Source organism: Methylobacterium sp. D54C, assembly GCF_053345595.1.
On the sequence record NZ_JBKFAK010000008.1, the window covers coordinates 102,923 to 118,836 of the forward strand.

Below are 15,914 nucleotides of genomic sequence, written 5' to 3' on the forward strand. Positions count from 1 at the left end.
GGCCGGGGAGGGGCCCGGATCGGCCCCCCCTCCCGACCCCGCGGGTCTCGAAACCGAACGCGCGCTCAGCGGGCGTTCTTCATGACGTCGTGGGCATCCATCGGCATCATGTTGTGGTTGAGGTGGTACATGACCCACACCGAGCCGGCGAGCATGATCACCACCAGCGTGATGGTGAAGATCAGCGCCATGAAGGTCCAGCCGCCCTCCGACTTCGTGCTCATGTGCAGGAAGTAGATGACGTGCACGACCATCTGGACGCCGCCGAGCGCCAGGATCACCAGGGTGGTGACGAGGCTGTTGTCGAGCACGTTGCCCATCACCAGCCAGAACGGGATCACCGTCAGGATCACCGACAGGACGAAGCCCGTCATGTAGCTCTGGAAGGTGCCGTGCCCGCCCTCGCTGTGGGCGTCGTGGTGGCCGTGCCCGGCGGCGGCGTTGTGAACGTCGGCGCTCATTCCAGCACTCCCATCAGGTAGACGACGGTGAAGACGCCGATCCAGATCAGGTCGAGGAAGTGCCAGAACATCGACAGGCACATCAGCCGGCGCTTGTTCTCGACGATCAGGCCGCGCTTGCTGACCTGCACCATCAGCACGACGAGCCACAGGATGCCCATCGAGACGTGCAGGCCGTGCGTCCCGACGAGGGTGTAGAACGAGGACAGGAACGCGCTGCGCCAGGGCGGCGCGCCCTCGTGGAACAGGTGGACGAACTCCCGGATCTCCAGGGCCACGAAGGCGACGCCGAACAGGCCGGTGATGGCGAGCCAGATCTGCGTCTGCTTCACCCGGTCCCGGTCCATCTCCAGCATGGCGAAGCCGTAGGTGATGGACGAGAACAGCAGCATGGCGGTGTTCACCGCGATGCCCGGCAGGTCGAACAGCTCCTTCGGGGTGGGGCCGGCCGCGTAGCTGCGCCCGAGCACCCCGTAGGTCGCGAACAGGGTCGCGAAGATGAGGCAGTCGCTCATCAGGTAGAGCCAGAACCCGAGCATGGTCGAGCCCTCGGAATGATGGCCCTCCTCGTCGGTCTGGTAGAAGACCGGCGCCGCGGCGCCGGGGGGTGCAGTCTCCGCGTGCATCATCGGATCACGCCATCTCCAGTTCGCGCGTCCGCTGACCTTCCGTCCGACTGACGACGTCGGCGGGAATGTAGTAGTCGCGATTGTAATTAAAGGTGTGGGCGATCGCCACGACGAAGATCGCCACGAAGCTGAGGATCGCCAGCCACCAGACGTACCAGACCATGGCGATGCCGAAGGTGAAGTTCAGCGCCGCCAGGATCGCGCCGGCCGCGGTGTTCTTGGGCATGTGGATCGGCCGGTAGCCCTTGAGCGGGCGGTCGAAGCCGCGGTTCTTCATGTCCCACCACGCGTCGGAATCGTGGACCACCGGCGTGAAGGCGAAGTTGTAGTCCGGCGGCGGCGAGGAGGTGGACCATTCCAGCGTCCGGCCGCCCCACGGGTCGCCGCTGAGGTCGCGCAGCTTGTCGCGGTTCCGGATCGAAACCACGAACATGATGATCTGCGAGGCGATGCCGCAGGCGATGAGCGCCGCGCCGATGGCCGCGATCACGAACCAGATCTGCAGCGACGGGTCGTCGAAGTGCTGCATGCGCCGGGTCACGCCCATCAGGCCGAGCACGTAGAGCGGCATGAAGGCGACGTAGAACCCGGTCACCCAGAACACGAGGGCCATCTTCCCCCAGAACTCGTCGAGCTTGAAGCCGAAGGCCTTGGGGAACCAGAAGGTCACGCCGGCGAACATGCCGAACAGCACGCCGCCGATGATCACGTTGTGGAAGTGCGCGATCAGGAACAGCGAGTTGTGCAGGACGAAGTCCGCCGGGGGCACAGCGAGCAGGACGCCGGTCATGCCGCCGATCACGAAGGTGACGATGAACGCCACCACCCACAGCATCGGCACCTCGAACCGGATCCGGCCGCGGTACATCGTGAACATCCAGTTGAAGATCTTCGCGCCCGTCGGGATCGAGATGATCATGGTCGTGATCCCGAAGAACGAGTTCACGTCCGCGCCCGAGCCCATCGTGAAGAAGTGGTGCAGCCACACGAGGTAGGCGAGGATGGTGATCACCACCAGCGCGTAGACCATCGAGGTGTAGCCGAACAGGCGCTTGCCGCAGAAGGTCGAGGTGATCTCCGAGAACACGCCGAACGCCGGCAGGATCAGGATGTAGACCTCCGGGTGACCCCAGATCCAGATCAGGTTGAAGTACAGCATGGCGTTGCCGCCGAGGTCGTTCGTGAAGAAGTGCGTGCCGACGTAGCGGTCGAGCGACAGCATCGCGAGAACGGCCGTGAGGATCGGGAAGGCGGCCACGATCAGGATGTTGGTGCACAGCGACGACCAGACGAAGATCGGCAGCTTCATCATGGTCATGCCGGGCGCCCGCATCTTCACGATGGTGGCGATCAGGTTGATCCCTGAGAGCAGCGTCCCGATGCCGGCGATCTGCAGGGCCCAGATGTAGTAGTCGACGCCGACGCCGGGACTCATCGCCGCCCCCGAGAGGGGCGGGTAGGCCAGCCAGGTGGCGCGGGAGAACTCGCCGACGAACAGCGAGACCATCACCAGCATGCCGCCGGCGACCGTCATCCAGAAGCTGAAGTTGTTGAGGAACGGGAAGGCGACGTCGCGGGCGCCGATCTGCAGCGGCACGGCGAAGTTCATGAGCCCCGTGACGAACGGCATCGCCACGAAGAAGATCATGATCATGCCGTGGGCGGTGAAGATCTGGTCGTAGTGGTGCGGCGGCAGGAAGCCCTGCTGGTCGCCGAACGCGACCGCCTGCTGCGAGCGCATCAGGATCGCGTCGGCGAAGCCGCGCAGCAGCATGATGCCCGCGAAGATGCAGTACATGATGCCGATCTTCTTGTGGTCGATCGACGTGATCCAGTCACGCCACATCGGCCCCCAGAAGCGGTAGTAGGTGATGACGCCGAGCACGGTGAGGCCGACGACGGCCACGCCGGCGAACGTCCCCTGCAGGATCGGCTCGTGATAGGGGATCTGCTCGATCGTGAATCGCCCGACGAGCAGCTGCTGTAGGTCCAGGTTTGCGAACATGGGATCGGCCCGTTCAGTGGGTTCGACGGCGACCGCCGGTTGTGTGTGTGGAGTCCGCTGTCAGCACGCGCGGCCTCACTGGTTCAGCTGCTTCGGGGCGATCTGGATGCCCCCGCTCCGACCCCCGCCGGAGCCCTGGCCCGTGGCGTCGGGCGGCGTCGTCTGGCCCCGGACGTCCGGGTTGCCCATGTCGGGTCGCGGCTGCATGCCCTGCGGCTGCGTCTGGCCGTGCGGCGCCGTTCCGGAGGCCGGCGCCGTCGCGCCCGGCCCCTCGACGCCGCGCTCGGCGAGCCGGTTATCGTACCGGAGACGCGCGTAGTTCTCCGCGGCCTCCGCGCCGGTGGCGCCGCCCTGCGCGTCGATCTTCGCCATCTCGCCGACGCACATCTGGTCGGGCCAGGGGCACATGCCGATGATCCGGTCGTACAGGCCCTTCATGTAGGACTTGTAGAACCGCGCCGGCTCGGCCTCGCTCGGCTCCTCCAGCTTCAGGTAGACCTCCTGGGTCAGCTCGCCGCCCTCGGCCTTGGCCTTGGCGATCCACTGGTCGAACTTGTCGGTGGTCAGGCCGTGGAACTTGAAGAACATGTTGGAGAAGCCGGCGCCGCTGTAATGCGCCGAGCGGCCCTCGTAGGCACCCTCGCGGTTGATCACCGCGTGGAGCTGGGTCTGCATGCCCGGCATCGCGTAGACCATGCCGGCGAGCGTAGGCACGTAGAACGTGTTCATCACGTCGGTGGCGGTGATCTTGAAGCGGATCGGCCGGTCCACCGGCGCGGCCAGCTCGTTGACCGTGGCGATCCCGTATTGCGGGTAGAGGAAGAGCCACTTCCAATCCATGGCCACGGCCTCGACCTCGAGCGGCACCGTCCCGGCCGGGACGTCGCGCTTCGGGTCGATCTTGCTGAGCGGCCGGAACGGATCGAGGGTGTGGGTCCCGATCCAGGTGAGGGCACCCAGGGCGATGATGATCATCAGCGGCGCCGTCCAGATCAGCACCTCGAGCTGCGTCGAGTGGTGCCATTCGGGATCGTAGACCGCGTCCTGGTTGCTGGCGCGGTAGCGCCACGCGAAGATCAGCGTGAAGGCGATCACCGGGACGATGATCAGGAGCATCAGCCCGGTCGCCGCCAGCACGAGGTTGCGCTGCTGCTCGGCGACGTAGCCGGCCGGGTGCAGGACCACGAAGTTGCAGCCGCCGAGCAGGGTCAGGAGCGGCAGGGCGAGGAGCGGCAGGAGGCGCCGAGCGCGACCGCCTCGGCGGGTCGCGGTGTCGGTCCTGTCCGGTCGATGGATCGTGGATGTCACAGCACGCGTCTCGTCATCCCAGGCCGCTGCCGCGGCACTTCTGCCATGCCGCTGCCGCGGCGCTTCTGCCGTACCGCGCGAGGCGGCGTTCCAGTCAGCTCACGGGCGGGCCGGGCGGCCTGCGCCGCCGGCCGCCGACTCACATCTGGCGCAGTTCCGACCGGTCGGTGAACAGGGCCACGAGGCTGCAGACCGCGCCGGAGAGGAGGTAGACGCCGATCATCGCCAGGCCGTAGCGCTGCGACAGGAACAGGGCCACCAGGGGCGCGAAACCGGCCCCGATCAGCCACGCGAAGTCGGAGGTCAGCGCCGCGCCGGTGTAGCGGTAGCGGTTGCCGAGGCGGGCGCTCACCGCTCCCGCGGTCTGGCCGTAGGCGAGGCCGAGCAGCATGAAGCCGATCGTGACGTAGATGGTCTGGCCGATGGCGCTCTCGCCGAACAGGAGCGGCGCGATGATGCTGCCGACGGCGAAGAAGCCGATCAGCGAGCTGCTCATGATCAGGCAGTTGCGGCGGCCGATCTGGTCGGCGATCAGCCCCGAGGCCGCCACCGCGCCGGCGCACACGATCGCGCCGGAGAACTGCACGATCAGGAACTCGCCCGGCGAGCGGGTCGTGCTGTTCAGCGCGAGCCACGCGATCGGGAAGATCGTTACGAGGTGGAACAGCGCGAAGGCGGCGAGCGGCACGAAGGCGCCGCGGACCACGTCGCCGGCGTGGTGGCGGAACAGCTCCAGGGCCGGGACCGGGCGCAGCCGGTCGAGGTCCATCATCCGGGCGAACTCGTCGGTGGCGACGAGGCGCAGCCGGGCGAACAGCGCGACCACGTTGATGGTGAAGGCGCAGTAGAACGGGAAGCGCCAGCCCCAGTCGATGAAATCGGCCTCGTCGAGATTGACGATGAAGAACGCGAACAGGGCGCTCGCCACCATGAAGCCCAAAGGCGCGCCGAGCTGCGGGATCATCGCGTACCAGCCGCGGCGCTCCCGCGGGGCGTTCATGGCGAGCAGCGAGGCGAGGCCGTCCCAGGCGCCGCCGAGGGCGAGGCCCTGCAGGATCCGCAGGCCGGCCAGGATGTAGACCGCCGAGATGCCGATGCTGTCGTAGCGCGGCAGGAAGCTCACCGCCGCCGTCGACCCGCCGAGCAGGAACAGGGCCGTGGTCAGCTTGACGCTGCGGCCGTGGCGCCGGTCGATCGCCATGAACAGCACGGTGCCGAGCGGCCGGGCGATGAAGGCGAGGGCGAAAATCGAGAAGGCGTAGAGGGTGCCCTTCAGCGGGTCGACGAAGGGGAAATACACCTTCGGGAAGACCAGCACGCAGGCGATGCCGAACACGAAGAAGTCGAAGTATTCGGACGCGCGTCCGATCACCACGCCGATGGCGATCTCGTTGGGGTGGACCTTGTGGTCTCCCATCGCCTGCTGGGCGTCGCGCTCCAGGCCCGCGACCGTAGGGGTGTTCGCACTCATCTCTGATTGTCGCCCTCGCCGCGCGCCCGTGGGGACGCCTTGGCCGGAACTGCCTCTTGCGGCATGTCCAGAGGTACCGCAACCGGCTCCGGACGCAAGTTTACCCACTGACGCATGCATAGCACCGCGCGGTCGCGACCACCGGTGTCGCCACCGGGTGAGGACCGCTCACACGCGGTAATGGGCGGAATTCCGTGACAGGTTGATGTTGTAATAGGGGTCGGCACGCAGCTCCGGGCCCCAGCGGTCGAGCATGGTCAGCACCTCGCCCTCGAAGCGCTTCTGCTTCTCCGGCGTGTCCTCGGCCCCGCGGCTCTTCGACTCGTGATGAATCAATTTCGCGAAGGGGGTCCAGACGATCCGGTAGCCGGACCGGCGGATCTTCAGGCAGAGGTCGACGTCGTTGAAGGCGACCTTCAGGGCCTGCGCGTCGAAGCCGCCGACCTCCGCGAACACGTCCGCCCGCATGGCCAGGCACGCGCCGGTGACCGCCGAGACCTCGTGGGCGATGACCATGCGGCAGAAATAGCCCGGATCCGCGTCCGCGACGCCGAGATGGCTGTGGCCGGCCACGCCCCCGATCCCGAGGACGATGCCGCCGTGCTGGATCGTGTGGTCCGGGTAGAGGAGCTTGGCCCCGACGGCCCCGATCTCCGGCCGCACGGCGTGGCGGACCAGCTCGGCCAGCCAGCCGGGCTCGAGCACCTCGATGTCGTTGTTGAGGAACAGGAGCACCGCGCCGGTGGCCGCGGCGGCGCCGCGATTCGACAGATCCGAGAAATTGAACGCCCCCGGCACCGGCACGACGCGCACCCGCGGATCGTCCCGGTAGCGGGCGAACAGGGCGGCGGTCTCCGGCTCGCGGCTGTCGTTGTCGACGATGATCACCTCGATGTCGGGGTAGTCGGTCGCGCCGAGCAGCCCGTCGAGGGTCACCGACAGGATCTCGGCCCGGTCGCGGGTCGGGATGATCGCGGAGACCCGCGGCGGCGACGCCGGCAGCGGCCGGACCAGGCGGTTGAAGCCGCCGGGACCGCGCTCCGCGCGGCCGCCCCAGGGCGCCACGACCTCCTCCAGGGCGCGCAGGCGCGCGGCCTCCGCCCGGGCGAGCGCCCGGTCCGAGAAGGTGCCGGACCCTTGGGCGGCGCGCCAGTGATAGAGCACCCGCGGGATGTGGCGGATGCGGGCGGGGTCGAGCCCGTCGGTCAGCCGCAGCAGCAGGTCGTGGTCCTGACTGCCCTCGAAGCCGGGGCGCAGGCCGCCGACGGCGCGCAGCGCCTCGGTGCGCACGACCGTGAGGTGGTTGATGTAGTTCTGGGCATAGAGCAGCTCGCGGTCGAAGCAGGACTTGAAGTGCGGGTCGAACCGCCGGCCGCGCCCGTCGATCTTGTCCTCGTCGCTGTAGATCAGCACGAGGCCCGGGTCGCGGCGCAGCGCCCGGGCGACCTCGTAGAGGGCGTCCTCGGTGAGCGCGTCGTCGTGGTCCATGAAGGCGCAGACCGCCCCCCGGGCCATGCCCAGCGCGTCGTTGGTCGCCCGGGCGATGTGGCCGTTCTCCGTCCGGGCGAGGACGCGGATGCGCGGGTCGGCCTCGGCCGCCCGGCTCAGGATCCGCGGGATCTCGGGGCGCGTGGAGGCGTCGTCGACGGCGCACAGTTCCCAGTGGGGGTAGAGCTGCGCCCGCAGCGAGGCCAGGGCCGCGCGCAGCACCTTCGGGTCCGGATCGTGGACCGGCATCAGCACGGAGATCAGGGGCGGATCGGTCCAGGCGGCGATCTCGGCGGCGATCCCGTCCCGCTCCGCGCGGCGCAGGGTGTGGGTCCCGAGCCAGGCCTCGTAGCCGCTCACGCGCCGGTGGCGCAGCGCCCGGCCGAGGAAGCCCCGCGCGCGCACCTTCTTGCCGAGGATCCGCCAGGTGAAGGCCTGCACGGTCAGGCCGGGATCGCGCAGGAGCCCGCGGGCGGCCAGGACCGGCCGGGCGAGGCGGCGCACGGCGATCCGACGCAGCCGGACCGGGACGCGCCCGGCCGGGTCGGCGACGCGCAGCTCGACGACGTCCTCGGGCAGGCAGCCGATCCACGCGAAGGCGCCGCCGCCCCGGGCCTCCTGCGGCAGCAGCGTGCCCGCCCGTCCGTCGGGACCGACGAAGCTGATGTCGGGGAGGGTGTCGCGGGCCTCGGCCGGGTCGTTGGACAGGATGATCTCGACCCAGCGGCCCGCGAGATCCGGCAGCGCGACGCGCAACCCGTCGGAGCCCGCCCGCGCCGGGAGGGCGCGCCGCTTGCCCCAGAGCCCCGCGACCTGCGCCGTCGGGAGGCGGAGTTCGGGCACCGCCGGCCCGGTCGAACGCACCATCAACTCCAGCTCTTGTCGACCGAGGCCTTCACGGCATCCGACATGGCCACGTCGAACACGATCATGTCCTCGACCGCCTTGACGCTCTTCAGGCGCTCGGCCAGCGCCAGCGTCTCGGCCGGCACCGGCGGCAGCGCCGGGATCGGCGCGCCGATCCCGAGGCGGTCGAACAGCGTCGACGCGAAGGCGGGGAACCGGGTCTTGTGGCCGACGATCCCGACCCGGGCGAGAATCTCGATCGCCGCGATCGAGTTGCCCGGATGCAGCCGGTCGTCCGGCATGCGGGTCCCGAGCTGGCGGGTCAGGGGGTTGTAGAGCAGCCGGTAGGCGGGCTCGGGCAGCATCCGGAAGAAGCGTTTGAGGCTCTTCACGTCGGAGAAGTCGTACCCGTCCGCGAAGGCGGCGGCCTCGGCCAGCGGCCCCAGGCGCCAGCTGCGCGCCGGATCGGCCGCATCCGCGGCCCGGGCCTTCAGCCAGCGCATCCGGGCCGCCATCTCGATCTGCGGCTCCTGGAGCAGGATGGCCGTGACCATCAGGTCCGGCGTCATGAAGTTCTCGTAGCGCGGGATGGTCACGGCGCCCGACAGGAAGGCCGACGGGGCGGCCGGGCCGGCCAGGACGCAGCTCAGGATCTCGTCCGGCAGCTTGTGGATGCCGAAGTAGCAGTGCTGGAAATACGGGAAGAGCGCCGTCTGGAGGACGGTCTCGGGCTCGATGCCGGTGTTGATCAGCATGGTCCGCAGCCGGATCTGACCCTCGACCGGCATGCGGCGGTAGACCAGCACGTTGGTGTCGGCATCGTAGAGTTCGAGCCGCGGGATCTCGGACAGGCCCGGCACCTCGGCCTCGCTGACCACGAAGGTGCATTGCCCGGTGGCGTGCCAGCCGTTGCGCTTGAACGCCTCGTCGATGACGCTGGCCGGGACCTCGGCCACGCGTCGGCCGTCGACCGCGACCACGACCCGGCTGATGGCGAGGGGATTGTCCGGCACGATCCAGCCGCGGATCGAGTCGCCCTGATCGTGGTCGATGAAGTAGCGCATGTCCTGAAGCGTGAGGCGGCGGCATGCCGGCGCCGAGTGTCCGCCATGTGTCGCGGCGCGGCCGGATGCCGAGCGGCAGGGCCATAGCGCATTTTCCCGTCGGCGTGCACCATGGCGCGTTCGGCCCGGAGACGGATCCCGGCGGGTTGCCCCCGCCGGCTCGTTCTCCCCGTCTCTAAGCCATTGACGCAGAATGCGCTATCCGCGCGCGGCGCGGGGCGATCGGGTCGGCGCGCGCCGCGGCCGGACCATTGAGGGACGCGATCGATCGGCCTGGTCACGCAGGTTCCGCTTGCGCCCTCGCCGGGCAGCCGCTATAGGCCCCGCCCACCGGAGCCCGAACGGCGCCGGCCCGGACGCGCAGCTCGGCGGGAGAGCACTACCTTGACACGGTAGTCGGCACTCTCATAAGTTACTGAGCAGTCTGGACTATTTCGATGGCTTGCAGGTTCGTCGAACCTGATCGCGGTCGATATGGAGACGTAGCACAGCGGTAGTGCATTCCCTTGACATGGGAAAGGTCACAGGTTCGATCCCTGTCGTCTCCACCATTCGGCGCCGTGACTCCCGGCCCGTCTCCAGATTGAACGCCCCAGACTGACGTCACGGCAGGATCGCCCACCGAGGGGTTCTCCGAACCCGTCGCGGCCTACGGCATCGCGCCTGCCCGTTCCTCCCTCACGGCGTCGCTCGTGCCTCCTCTCGCGTGGCGAGACGACGAGGCTCGAGCAGAACCGATGCCCGACCCGGCGGCGGGACCGGGATCCTACGGGATCGCGGTGCGGGCGAGGGCCGCGCGGCGCAGCCGACAGGCGGCCTCCGTGACACGGCGCGAGCGGTCCCGTCCCGCGTCCGGCCGCGCGCGGTCGCAGGTCTTCGCGACCGCGTCCAGCACGGCCGAGGCCGCCGCCATGAGGGCCAGCGTCGTCGCCGAACCGACCGAGACCAGGAAGAAGATCGTTGCGATGACTTGCGGAGCGGTCATGACGCACCTCCTCGGGTGCTTCGCGGTGATGCGGGAGACTTATGGCCGGTGCGGCGGGAACAGCGTGCGGCCGAGCACGGGCCGCGTCGCGTCGGGCGCACCGCCCGCGGGCTCCGGACGGGGGGAGAACCTCAGCTCGATCGTCCGGCCCTCGCGCGCGACGACCTCGCAGGCCTGGTTCAGCAGCAGGGCGATCGAGACGAGCCGGACGGCCTGCGGTGGCACCGCCTCCGGCTGGACCTCGATCCGCGCCCCGGATGTCCTGAGCTCCCAGATCAGGCAGTCACAGCATTCCTGCGGGTGCCCGAAGAAGATCTGTCCGGTCTTGAAGGCCGGCCTCCAGGCCTCTTCCATGCGGTTCCCGGCCATCGCGATCTCCTGCAGAACAACCATTTCAGCCCGTACCGATGAGCTGAATACGCGGTCATTCCGGGCGCGAATTCCGTATCAAACAGCACATCCGGCGAGCGCACCGGCAATCCTGCCGCCGGCTTCGATCCGGCGATCCGGGGCCCGGCGCGAGGCCCGCCCGGCCGTGGCCGCCGCGCGGGGATCGGCCGCCGTCATTAATTGTCCAATACCCGATCGCCCGTCGTTTAATCCTTCGTTAACCATTCTAAACAGCTTAGTCGGATCAGAATCGCGTACACAGGGAGCAGGGGATCCGTGAGCGAGCTGCAGAGGCTTCTGAGCGATCCTCGGTTCCGGCCCGCAGACAAGGCCAAGCGCGGCGCCGCGTCCGAACCCGACCTCGGCAACGTCCTGCGCGCCGTCGCGTCGCTGCACGCGCGGGCCGAGTCCCCGACACCGCCGGCCGCGCCGCGGGACTGGGACGCGCTGATCCACCGGGTGCAGACCGCCGCCCGCCAAGCGCGCGTGATCGAGGCCCAGGCGCGCGAGCGGGAGGCGCGGATCGAGCAGGTGCTGGATCAGGTCCGCGAGGAGGTCCACGCCTCCAACGAGCGCGCCCGGATGGCCGAGATGCAGGCGCGCGAGGCCCAGCTGCGCGCCGAGGCGCAGGTCGTCGCCGCCGAGGAGCGCGCCAAGGCGGCGGAGGCCCGCGCCCGCGCCGCCGAGGATCGGGCCCGGCAGGCCGAGGACTGGCTGGACCGTGTCCAGCAGGCGATCCTGTCCGAGTTCTCGGACCTCACCGAGCAGGCTGCGGCATGAGCGCCGCCCGCGCGTGGGCCGAGCCGACGGCGCCCCATCCCCTGTCCGACCCGGCCCTGCCGCGCGACGGCCACGCCGACCCGATCGACCGGGTCGTGGCGCTGTTCTCCGGCGCCGCGGCCGCATCCCCCGCGCCCGCCTCCCCGGCGGCCGAGGATGACTGGTCGACCTCCCTGACCGCCGTGCGCGGCGCCGCGGCGCGGGTCCGCGCCCTGCAGGCGAGCGCCCGCGACTCCGTCCGGGAGGCTCAGAGTTCCGTGCGGGCGGCCGAGACGGCGCTCCGCGCGGCCGAGGAGCGGGCCCGCCACGCCGAGGCGCTCCTGCAGGCGGCACTCGCCCGGGCCGAGCGGGCCGAGGCGCAGGCCCGCGCGTCGGACGAGCGGGCCGAACGGGCGGAGGCCCAGCGGGCCGAGGCGCGGGCGTGGCTGCGCCGGATGCACGAGTGCATGGTCAACGAGTTCGGCGCCCTGTCCGGAGCGGCGGATCAGCCCTGAGCCGGCGCGCACCGGCCCCGGTCGCCCGGACATCCGGCCGGGATCGCGCGGACCCGCGATGCGTCGGCCTCGGCCGAGCGTCCGACGCCGCCCTCACGCGCGATGGCCGCCGCGACGCGGGCCGGCCGCGCAGATTTCCTTCAGGTTCCCGCAATTACGCGCATTCGCCTTAAGTCGTCGAAAACAATTCTCAGGATATGGAATTCTGATCTCGTCGCCTCGACACCGTCCGCCTGGCAGGATCGCCGTGACCCTCAGCCTCGTCCTCAGCACGTCCCTTCCGCTCCTCACCGGAGCGGTGGCCCTGCTGTGGGCAGGCTTCGTCGCTCCGGAGCGGGAGGAGCGTCCGGACGTGCCCGGCGCCCGCGACCTGCGCACGTGGTGAGCGCCGGATCCCGGTTCCGGCCGTGAGGCGCCCGCCGCCGAACCGGCCCTCCGGAGGCGGAGAGACCCCGAGAGGCCCCGCGCCCCGTCCCGGGCCGCTTCCGGGGACGGCACCCGGCGCGCTATGACGCGCCGGACGCCCTCGCGGCGAGGGCCGGCTCACGGAGGCTTCCCATGGATCTCGGCTTGAGCGGACGCCGGGCGCTCGTCTGCGCGGCGAGCAAGGGACTGGGCAAGGGCTGCGCCCTGGCGCTCGCCCGGGAGGGCGTCGCGGTGACGATCACGGCCCGCACCGCGGAGACGCTGGAGCGGACCGCGGACGAGATCCGCGCCGCGACGGGCGTCACCGTCACCGCCGTCGCGGGCGACATCGCCACCGAGGCCGGCCGGGCCGCCGCGCTCGCCGCCTGCCCCGAGCCCGACATCCTGGTCAACAATGCCGGCGGCCCGCCCCCCGGCGATTTCCGCGAGTGGGACCGCGACGCCTGGATCCGGGCGCTCGACGCCAACATGCTGGCGCCGATCGCGCTCATCAAGGCGACGGTCGACGGGATGATCGACCGCGGGTTCGGCCGGATCGTCAACATCACCTCCGGCGCCGTGAAGGCGCCGATCGAGCATCTCGGCCTGTCGAACGGCGCCCGCTCGGGGCTGACGGGCTTCGTGGCCGGCCTGGCGCGCAAGACCGTGCGGCACGGCGTGACGATCAACAACCTGCTGCCCGGCCCCTTCGACACCGACCGGATCCGCGGCAACGCCGTCGCGGGGGCCGCCAAGGCCGGCACCTCCGTGGAGGCGTTCCTGGAGGCGCGGGCCCGCGACAACCCCGCCGGCCGCTTCGGCCACCCCGACGAGTTCGGCGCCGCCTGCGCGTTCCTGTGCAGCCAGCAGGCGGGCTTCATCACCGGGCAGAACCTGCTGATGGATGGCGGCGCCTATCCCGGCACGTTCTGACGCGGACCGGCCCGACCGGCCCTCCGCTTGCAGGGCCGGATCAGATCATGCGGTGAGGACCATGAGCGTACGCGAGACCCTCGAGGCCCGGCTGGCCCGGATCGCCGCGGGGGACCCGGCGGTCTTCACCCGCCTCTACCCGGAGCAGGCCCGCGCGGCGGCGGACGCCGCCGATGCGCGCCGCCGGGACGGGATCTCCCTCGGCCCCCTCGACGGCGCGATGGTCTCGATCAAGGACCTGTTCGACGTGGCGGGCGAGACGACGCGCGCCGGCTCGGTCCTCTTGGCCGACGCGGCGCCGGCGCGGTCCGACGCCCCGGTGGTCGCCCGCCTGCGCCGCGCCGGCGCGGTGATCCTGGGCAAGACCAACATGTCCGAGTTCGCCTTCTCGGGGCTCGGCCTCAACCCGCATTACGGCACCCCCGGCAACGCCGCCGATCCGGCGCGCATCCCGGGGGGCTCGTCCTCCGGCGCCGGGGTCTCGGTGGGGCAGGGGACGAGCGACATCGCGATCGGGTCCGACACGGGCGGCTCCGTCCGGATCCCGGCCTCGCTGAACGGCGTCGTCGGCTTCAAGCCGACCGCAAGCCGCGTGCCGCTGGAAGGGGCGTTCCCGCTGTCCTACGCCCTCGATTCCCTGGGGCCGCTCGCCCGGACGGTCGCGGATTGCGCGGCCGCCGACGCCGTGATGGCGGGCGAGGAGCCCGCGCCGCTGGAGGCGCTCGCCGTCGCCGGCCTGCGCATCGGCGTGCCGCGGAGCCTGCTGTTCACCGAGACGGAGGCGCCGGTCGCCGAGGCCTTCGAGCGGGTGCTGTCCCGCCTGTCCCGGGCCGGCGCCCGGATCGCCGATCACCCGATCGACGACCACCTCGCCGCCATGGACGCGGCGCTCCCGGACGGCTCCCTCGCGGCGATCGAGGCCGCGGCGATCCACGCCGACTGGCTGGACAGCGCGGCCGGCCGCTACGACCCGCGGGTGCATCGCCGCATCGTGGCCGGCCGGAATGCGACGGCCGCGGGCTACATCCGGACGATGCGCCGGCGGGCCGCGCTGATCGCCGCCTTCGACCGGCACCTCGCCCCGCTCGACGTGCTGGCGCTCCCGGCGACCGCCACGACGGCGCCGCTCACCGCCCCGCTGGCGGCGGACGACGCGGCCTTCCTGGCGGCCAATCGCCTGATGCTGCGCAACACCGCCTTCGGCAATTTCTTCGATCTCACCGGCCTGTCCCTGCCGATGCCGGGCCTGCCCCGGCCGGCGGGCCTGATGCTGCTGGCCCGGCACGAGCAGGACCGCCGGCTCCTGGCGATCGGGGCCGGGATCGAGGCCGCGCTGGCGGGGTGAGCGCCCCGCGCGGCCCGGGCCCGCTCAGCGGATCTGGCGGGACAGCGCCACGCCGAGGCGCTCCGCGCCGATCTTCGGCTGGCCGCCGGCCACGAAGACGACGAGATCCTTGCCCGGATTGAGGACGACCACGCTGTTGAAGCCGTCGGTCCCCCCGACCTTCAGGAAGACCGGCCGCTGGCCCGCGTCCGGGTCGCCGATCTCCTCGATCCAGGCCATGCCCTGCCGGAAGGTCTGTCCCTCCGGCTGGTAGAGCGGCGTCATCGCCTCGCGCAGCGCCCGGGTGAGCGCTGGCGGCACGGGCGCGCCGTTCACCGCCTCGTGCCCGAGCGCCGCCTCGCCGAAGGCGAGCATGTCGGTGGCGGTCGAGCGGAGCGCTCCCGCGGCGTACCACGCGAAGACCGGCCAGGGCATGACCGGCTGGCCCTCCATCCCGTAGCCCTGCGCGAGACGCGCGCGGTCGGCCGGCTTCACGGTGACCGCCGTGCTGGTCATCCCGAGCGGCCCGGTGATCCGCTCGTGCACGAGGCTCTCCCACGGCGCGCCGAGACGTTCGGAGAGAACGTAGCCGAGCAGGCCGATGCCGGCATTCGAGTACCGGTAGGGGGCGGGCAGGGCGCAGCCGCCCGCCTCGGATCCCTCCGGGCTCCAGCGCGACACCCAGGCCAGGAACGCTTCCGGCGGGTAGGTCCGGACGCTGCGCTCCGCCAGGGCACGCGGCAGGTCGCCCGGCAGCGTCGGCATCCCCGAGGTGAAGTCGGCGAGCTGCAGCGGCGTGATCTGGGCCGTGCAGGGCCGGAGCCGCAGGTTCGGCAACAGCTCCTGCAGCGGCGTGTCGGGACGCAGGCGGCCCGCATCGACGGCCTCGGCGAACAGTGCGGTCGTGAACACCTTGGTGATCGAGCCGATCTCCACGATCGTGTCGGACCGGTAGGGCGCGCCGCCGGCCCCGTTAAACCCGAAGTAGCTGCGCCGCCCCCGGTGGCTCACGCCCACGATCAGGCCCGGGATCGCCCCGCGCGCGACCCAGGCGCCGGCCAAGCGCTCGACGACCGGCCGCAGCGCGTCCACCTCCGCGCCGGCCGCGAGGTCGGCCGGGCGCCCGGCCCCCTCACCGAAGCCGTCCTGCGCGCCGCCGGGACCGGCGGCGAGCGCGAGGACGAGGGCGGCGAGGCCGGCCGTCACGATGGGTCGAGACCGTCCGCCGGCCCGACGATCCGTGCTGTTCATGGTCCTCCTCCCGATCCGTCACCGGCGCGCCGGGTGCGTCAGATTGGAACGGATGCATTGACGAACACTGAATACAGAAC

Annotated in this window: 15 protein-coding genes and 1 tRNA gene; 6 read left to right on the plus strand and 10 right to left on the minus strand. The window is 70.9% G+C overall.

The genetic code is table 11. The annotated features are described in order from the left end of the window. Positions 1-65 precede the first annotated feature (65 nt). The 7 genes from cyoD to ACLBYB_RS17780 all read right to left on the minus strand — a co-directional run bounded on the left by cyoD (position 66) and on the right by ACLBYB_RS17780 (position 9,272). Entirely contained in the window at positions 66-461 is a 396-nt protein-coding gene (gene cyoD / locus ACLBYB_RS17750) for a cytochrome o ubiquinol oxidase subunit IV (protein ID WP_020093233.1), read from the minus strand. Further along, positions 458-1,090 carry a cytochrome o ubiquinol oxidase subunit III gene (gene cyoC, locus ACLBYB_RS17755; RefSeq protein WP_020093234.1) on the minus strand — a complete coding sequence of 211 codons (633 nt, stop codon included), beginning with the start codon at positions 1,088-1,090 and terminating at the stop codon, positions 458-460. Before cyoC ends, cyoD begins: the two co-directional genes overlap by 4 nt. A 4-nt stretch (positions 1,091-1,094) precedes the next feature. Next, positions 1,095-3,095: a cytochrome o ubiquinol oxidase subunit I gene (cyoB, locus tag ACLBYB_RS17760; RefSeq protein WP_100252086.1), complete on the minus strand. Its 2,001-nt coding sequence runs from the start codon at positions 3,093-3,095 to the stop codon at positions 1,095-1,097. 75 nt (positions 3,096-3,170) lie between these two features. Beyond that, the gene (cyoA, locus tag ACLBYB_RS17765) at positions 3,171-4,403 is read right to left on the minus strand and encodes a ubiquinol oxidase subunit II (protein WP_447699555.1); all 1,233 of its coding nucleotides are present in this window, start codon (positions 4,401-4,403) and stop codon (positions 3,171-3,173) included. A gap of 139 nt (positions 4,404-4,542) precedes the next feature. After that, positions 4,543-5,874, minus strand: a complete 1,332-nt coding sequence (locus ACLBYB_RS17770; protein ID WP_020093237.1) for an MFS transporter — start codon at positions 5,872-5,874, stop codon at positions 4,543-4,545. 168 nt (positions 5,875-6,042) lie between these two features. Further along, on the minus strand, positions 6,043-8,229 hold the full coding sequence (locus ACLBYB_RS17775; protein ID WP_091978268.1) for a glycosyltransferase family 2 protein: 2,187 nt from the start codon (positions 8,227-8,229) through the stop codon (positions 6,043-6,045). Next, complete coding sequence (locus ACLBYB_RS17780) at positions 8,229-9,272, minus strand: hypothetical protein (RefSeq protein WP_091926348.1); 1,044 nt, start codon at positions 9,270-9,272, stop codon at positions 8,229-8,231. The genes ACLBYB_RS17775 and ACLBYB_RS17780 overlap by 1 nt, the downstream gene beginning before the upstream one ends. A 476-nt stretch (positions 9,273-9,748) precedes the next feature. On the opposite strand from ACLBYB_RS17780, the gene ACLBYB_RS17785 reads away from it, so the two are divergent. Further along, positions 9,749-9,823: transfer RNA gene (locus ACLBYB_RS17785), tRNA-Val, on the plus strand. Between the two features lie 215 nt (positions 9,824-10,038). Here the strand turns inward: ACLBYB_RS17785 and ACLBYB_RS17790 are convergent. Both ACLBYB_RS17790 and ACLBYB_RS17795 read right to left on the minus strand, forming a co-directional pair. Then, positions 10,039-10,257 (minus strand): hypothetical protein, encoded by a 219-nt coding sequence (locus tag ACLBYB_RS17790; RefSeq protein WP_447699556.1) that lies wholly within the window; start codon positions 10,255-10,257, stop codon positions 10,039-10,041. Between the two features lie 39 nt (positions 10,258-10,296). Further along, positions 10,297-10,626 (minus strand): hypothetical protein, encoded by a 330-nt coding sequence (locus tag ACLBYB_RS17795; protein ID WP_020093241.1) that lies wholly within the window; start codon positions 10,624-10,626, stop codon positions 10,297-10,299. 297 nt (positions 10,627-10,923) lie between these two features. Here ACLBYB_RS17795 and ACLBYB_RS17800 point away from each other — a divergent pair, with 297 nt between their 5' ends. From ACLBYB_RS17800 to ACLBYB_RS17820, 5 genes are all read left to right on the plus strand, one after another. Then, positions 10,924-11,427: a hypothetical protein gene (locus ACLBYB_RS17800; protein WP_020093242.1), complete on the plus strand. Its 504-nt coding sequence runs from the start codon at positions 10,924-10,926 to the stop codon at positions 11,425-11,427. Beyond that, positions 11,424-11,921, plus strand: a complete 498-nt coding sequence (locus ACLBYB_RS17805) for a hypothetical protein (RefSeq protein ID WP_056523291.1) — start codon at positions 11,424-11,426, stop codon at positions 11,919-11,921. Before ACLBYB_RS17800 ends, ACLBYB_RS17805 begins: the two co-directional genes overlap by 4 nt. Positions 11,922-12,168: 247 nt before the next feature. Next, entirely contained in the window at positions 12,169-12,306 is a 138-nt protein-coding gene (locus tag ACLBYB_RS17810; RefSeq protein WP_020093244.1) for a hypothetical protein, read from the plus strand. 173 nt (positions 12,307-12,479) lie between these two features. Continuing rightward, on the plus strand, positions 12,480-13,259 hold the full coding sequence (locus tag ACLBYB_RS17815; RefSeq protein ID WP_056523289.1) for an SDR family oxidoreductase: 780 nt from the start codon (positions 12,480-12,482) through the stop codon (positions 13,257-13,259). A gap of 61 nt (positions 13,260-13,320) precedes the next feature. Continuing rightward, positions 13,321-14,604 (plus strand): amidase, encoded by a 1,284-nt coding sequence (locus tag ACLBYB_RS17820; protein WP_447699557.1) that lies wholly within the window; start codon positions 13,321-13,323, stop codon positions 14,602-14,604. 24 nt (positions 14,605-14,628) lie between these two features. Here the strand turns inward: ACLBYB_RS17820 and ACLBYB_RS17825 are convergent, their stop codons facing one another. Continuing rightward, positions 14,629-15,834 (minus strand): serine hydrolase domain-containing protein, encoded by a 1,206-nt coding sequence (locus ACLBYB_RS17825; RefSeq protein WP_447699558.1) that lies wholly within the window; start codon positions 15,832-15,834, stop codon positions 14,629-14,631. Positions 15,835-15,914 lie beyond the last annotated feature (80 nt).

What these genes read in the sequence shown, in the direction of transcription:
- cyoC (WP_020093234.1), bottom strand. Translation starts at nt 1,090, where the DNA reads ATGATGCACGCGGAGACTGCACCCCCCGGCGCCGCGGCGCCGGTCTTC.
- ACLBYB_RS17780 (WP_091926348.1), bottom strand. Translation starts at nt 9,272, where the DNA reads ATGCGCTACTTCATCGACCACGATCAGGGCGACTCGATCCGCGGCTGG.
- ACLBYB_RS17795 (WP_020093241.1), bottom strand. Translation starts at nt 10,626, where the DNA reads ATGGCCGGGAACCGCATGGAAGAGGCCTGGAGGCCGGCCTTCAAGACC.
- ACLBYB_RS17775 (WP_091978268.1), bottom strand. Translation starts at nt 8,229, where the DNA reads ATGGTGCGTTCGACCGGGCCGGCGGTGCCCGAACTCCGCCTCCCGACG.
- ACLBYB_RS17825 (WP_447699558.1), bottom strand. Translation starts at nt 15,834, where the DNA reads ATGAACAGCACGGATCGTCGGGCCGGCGGACGGTCTCGACCCATCGTG.
- ACLBYB_RS17805 (WP_056523291.1), top strand. Translation starts at nt 11,424, where the DNA reads ATGAGCGCCGCCCGCGCGTGGGCCGAGCCGACGGCGCCCCATCCCCTG.
- ACLBYB_RS17820 (WP_447699557.1), top strand. Translation starts at nt 13,321, where the DNA reads ATGAGCGTACGCGAGACCCTCGAGGCCCGGCTGGCCCGGATCGCCGCG.
- ACLBYB_RS17815 (WP_056523289.1), top strand. Translation starts at nt 12,480, where the DNA reads ATGGATCTCGGCTTGAGCGGACGCCGGGCGCTCGTCTGCGCGGCGAGC.
- ACLBYB_RS17770 (WP_020093237.1), bottom strand. Translation starts at nt 5,874, where the DNA reads ATGAGTGCGAACACCCCTACGGTCGCGGGCCTGGAGCGCGACGCCCAG.
- ACLBYB_RS17790 (WP_447699556.1), bottom strand. Translation starts at nt 10,257, where the DNA reads ATGACCGCTCCGCAAGTCATCGCAACGATCTTCTTCCTGGTCTCGGTC.
- cyoD (WP_020093233.1), bottom strand. Translation starts at nt 461, where the DNA reads ATGAGCGCCGACGTTCACAACGCCGCCGCCGGGCACGGCCACCACGAC.
- cyoB (WP_100252086.1), bottom strand. Translation starts at nt 3,095, where the DNA reads ATGTTCGCAAACCTGGACCTACAGCAGCTGCTCGTCGGGCGATTCACG.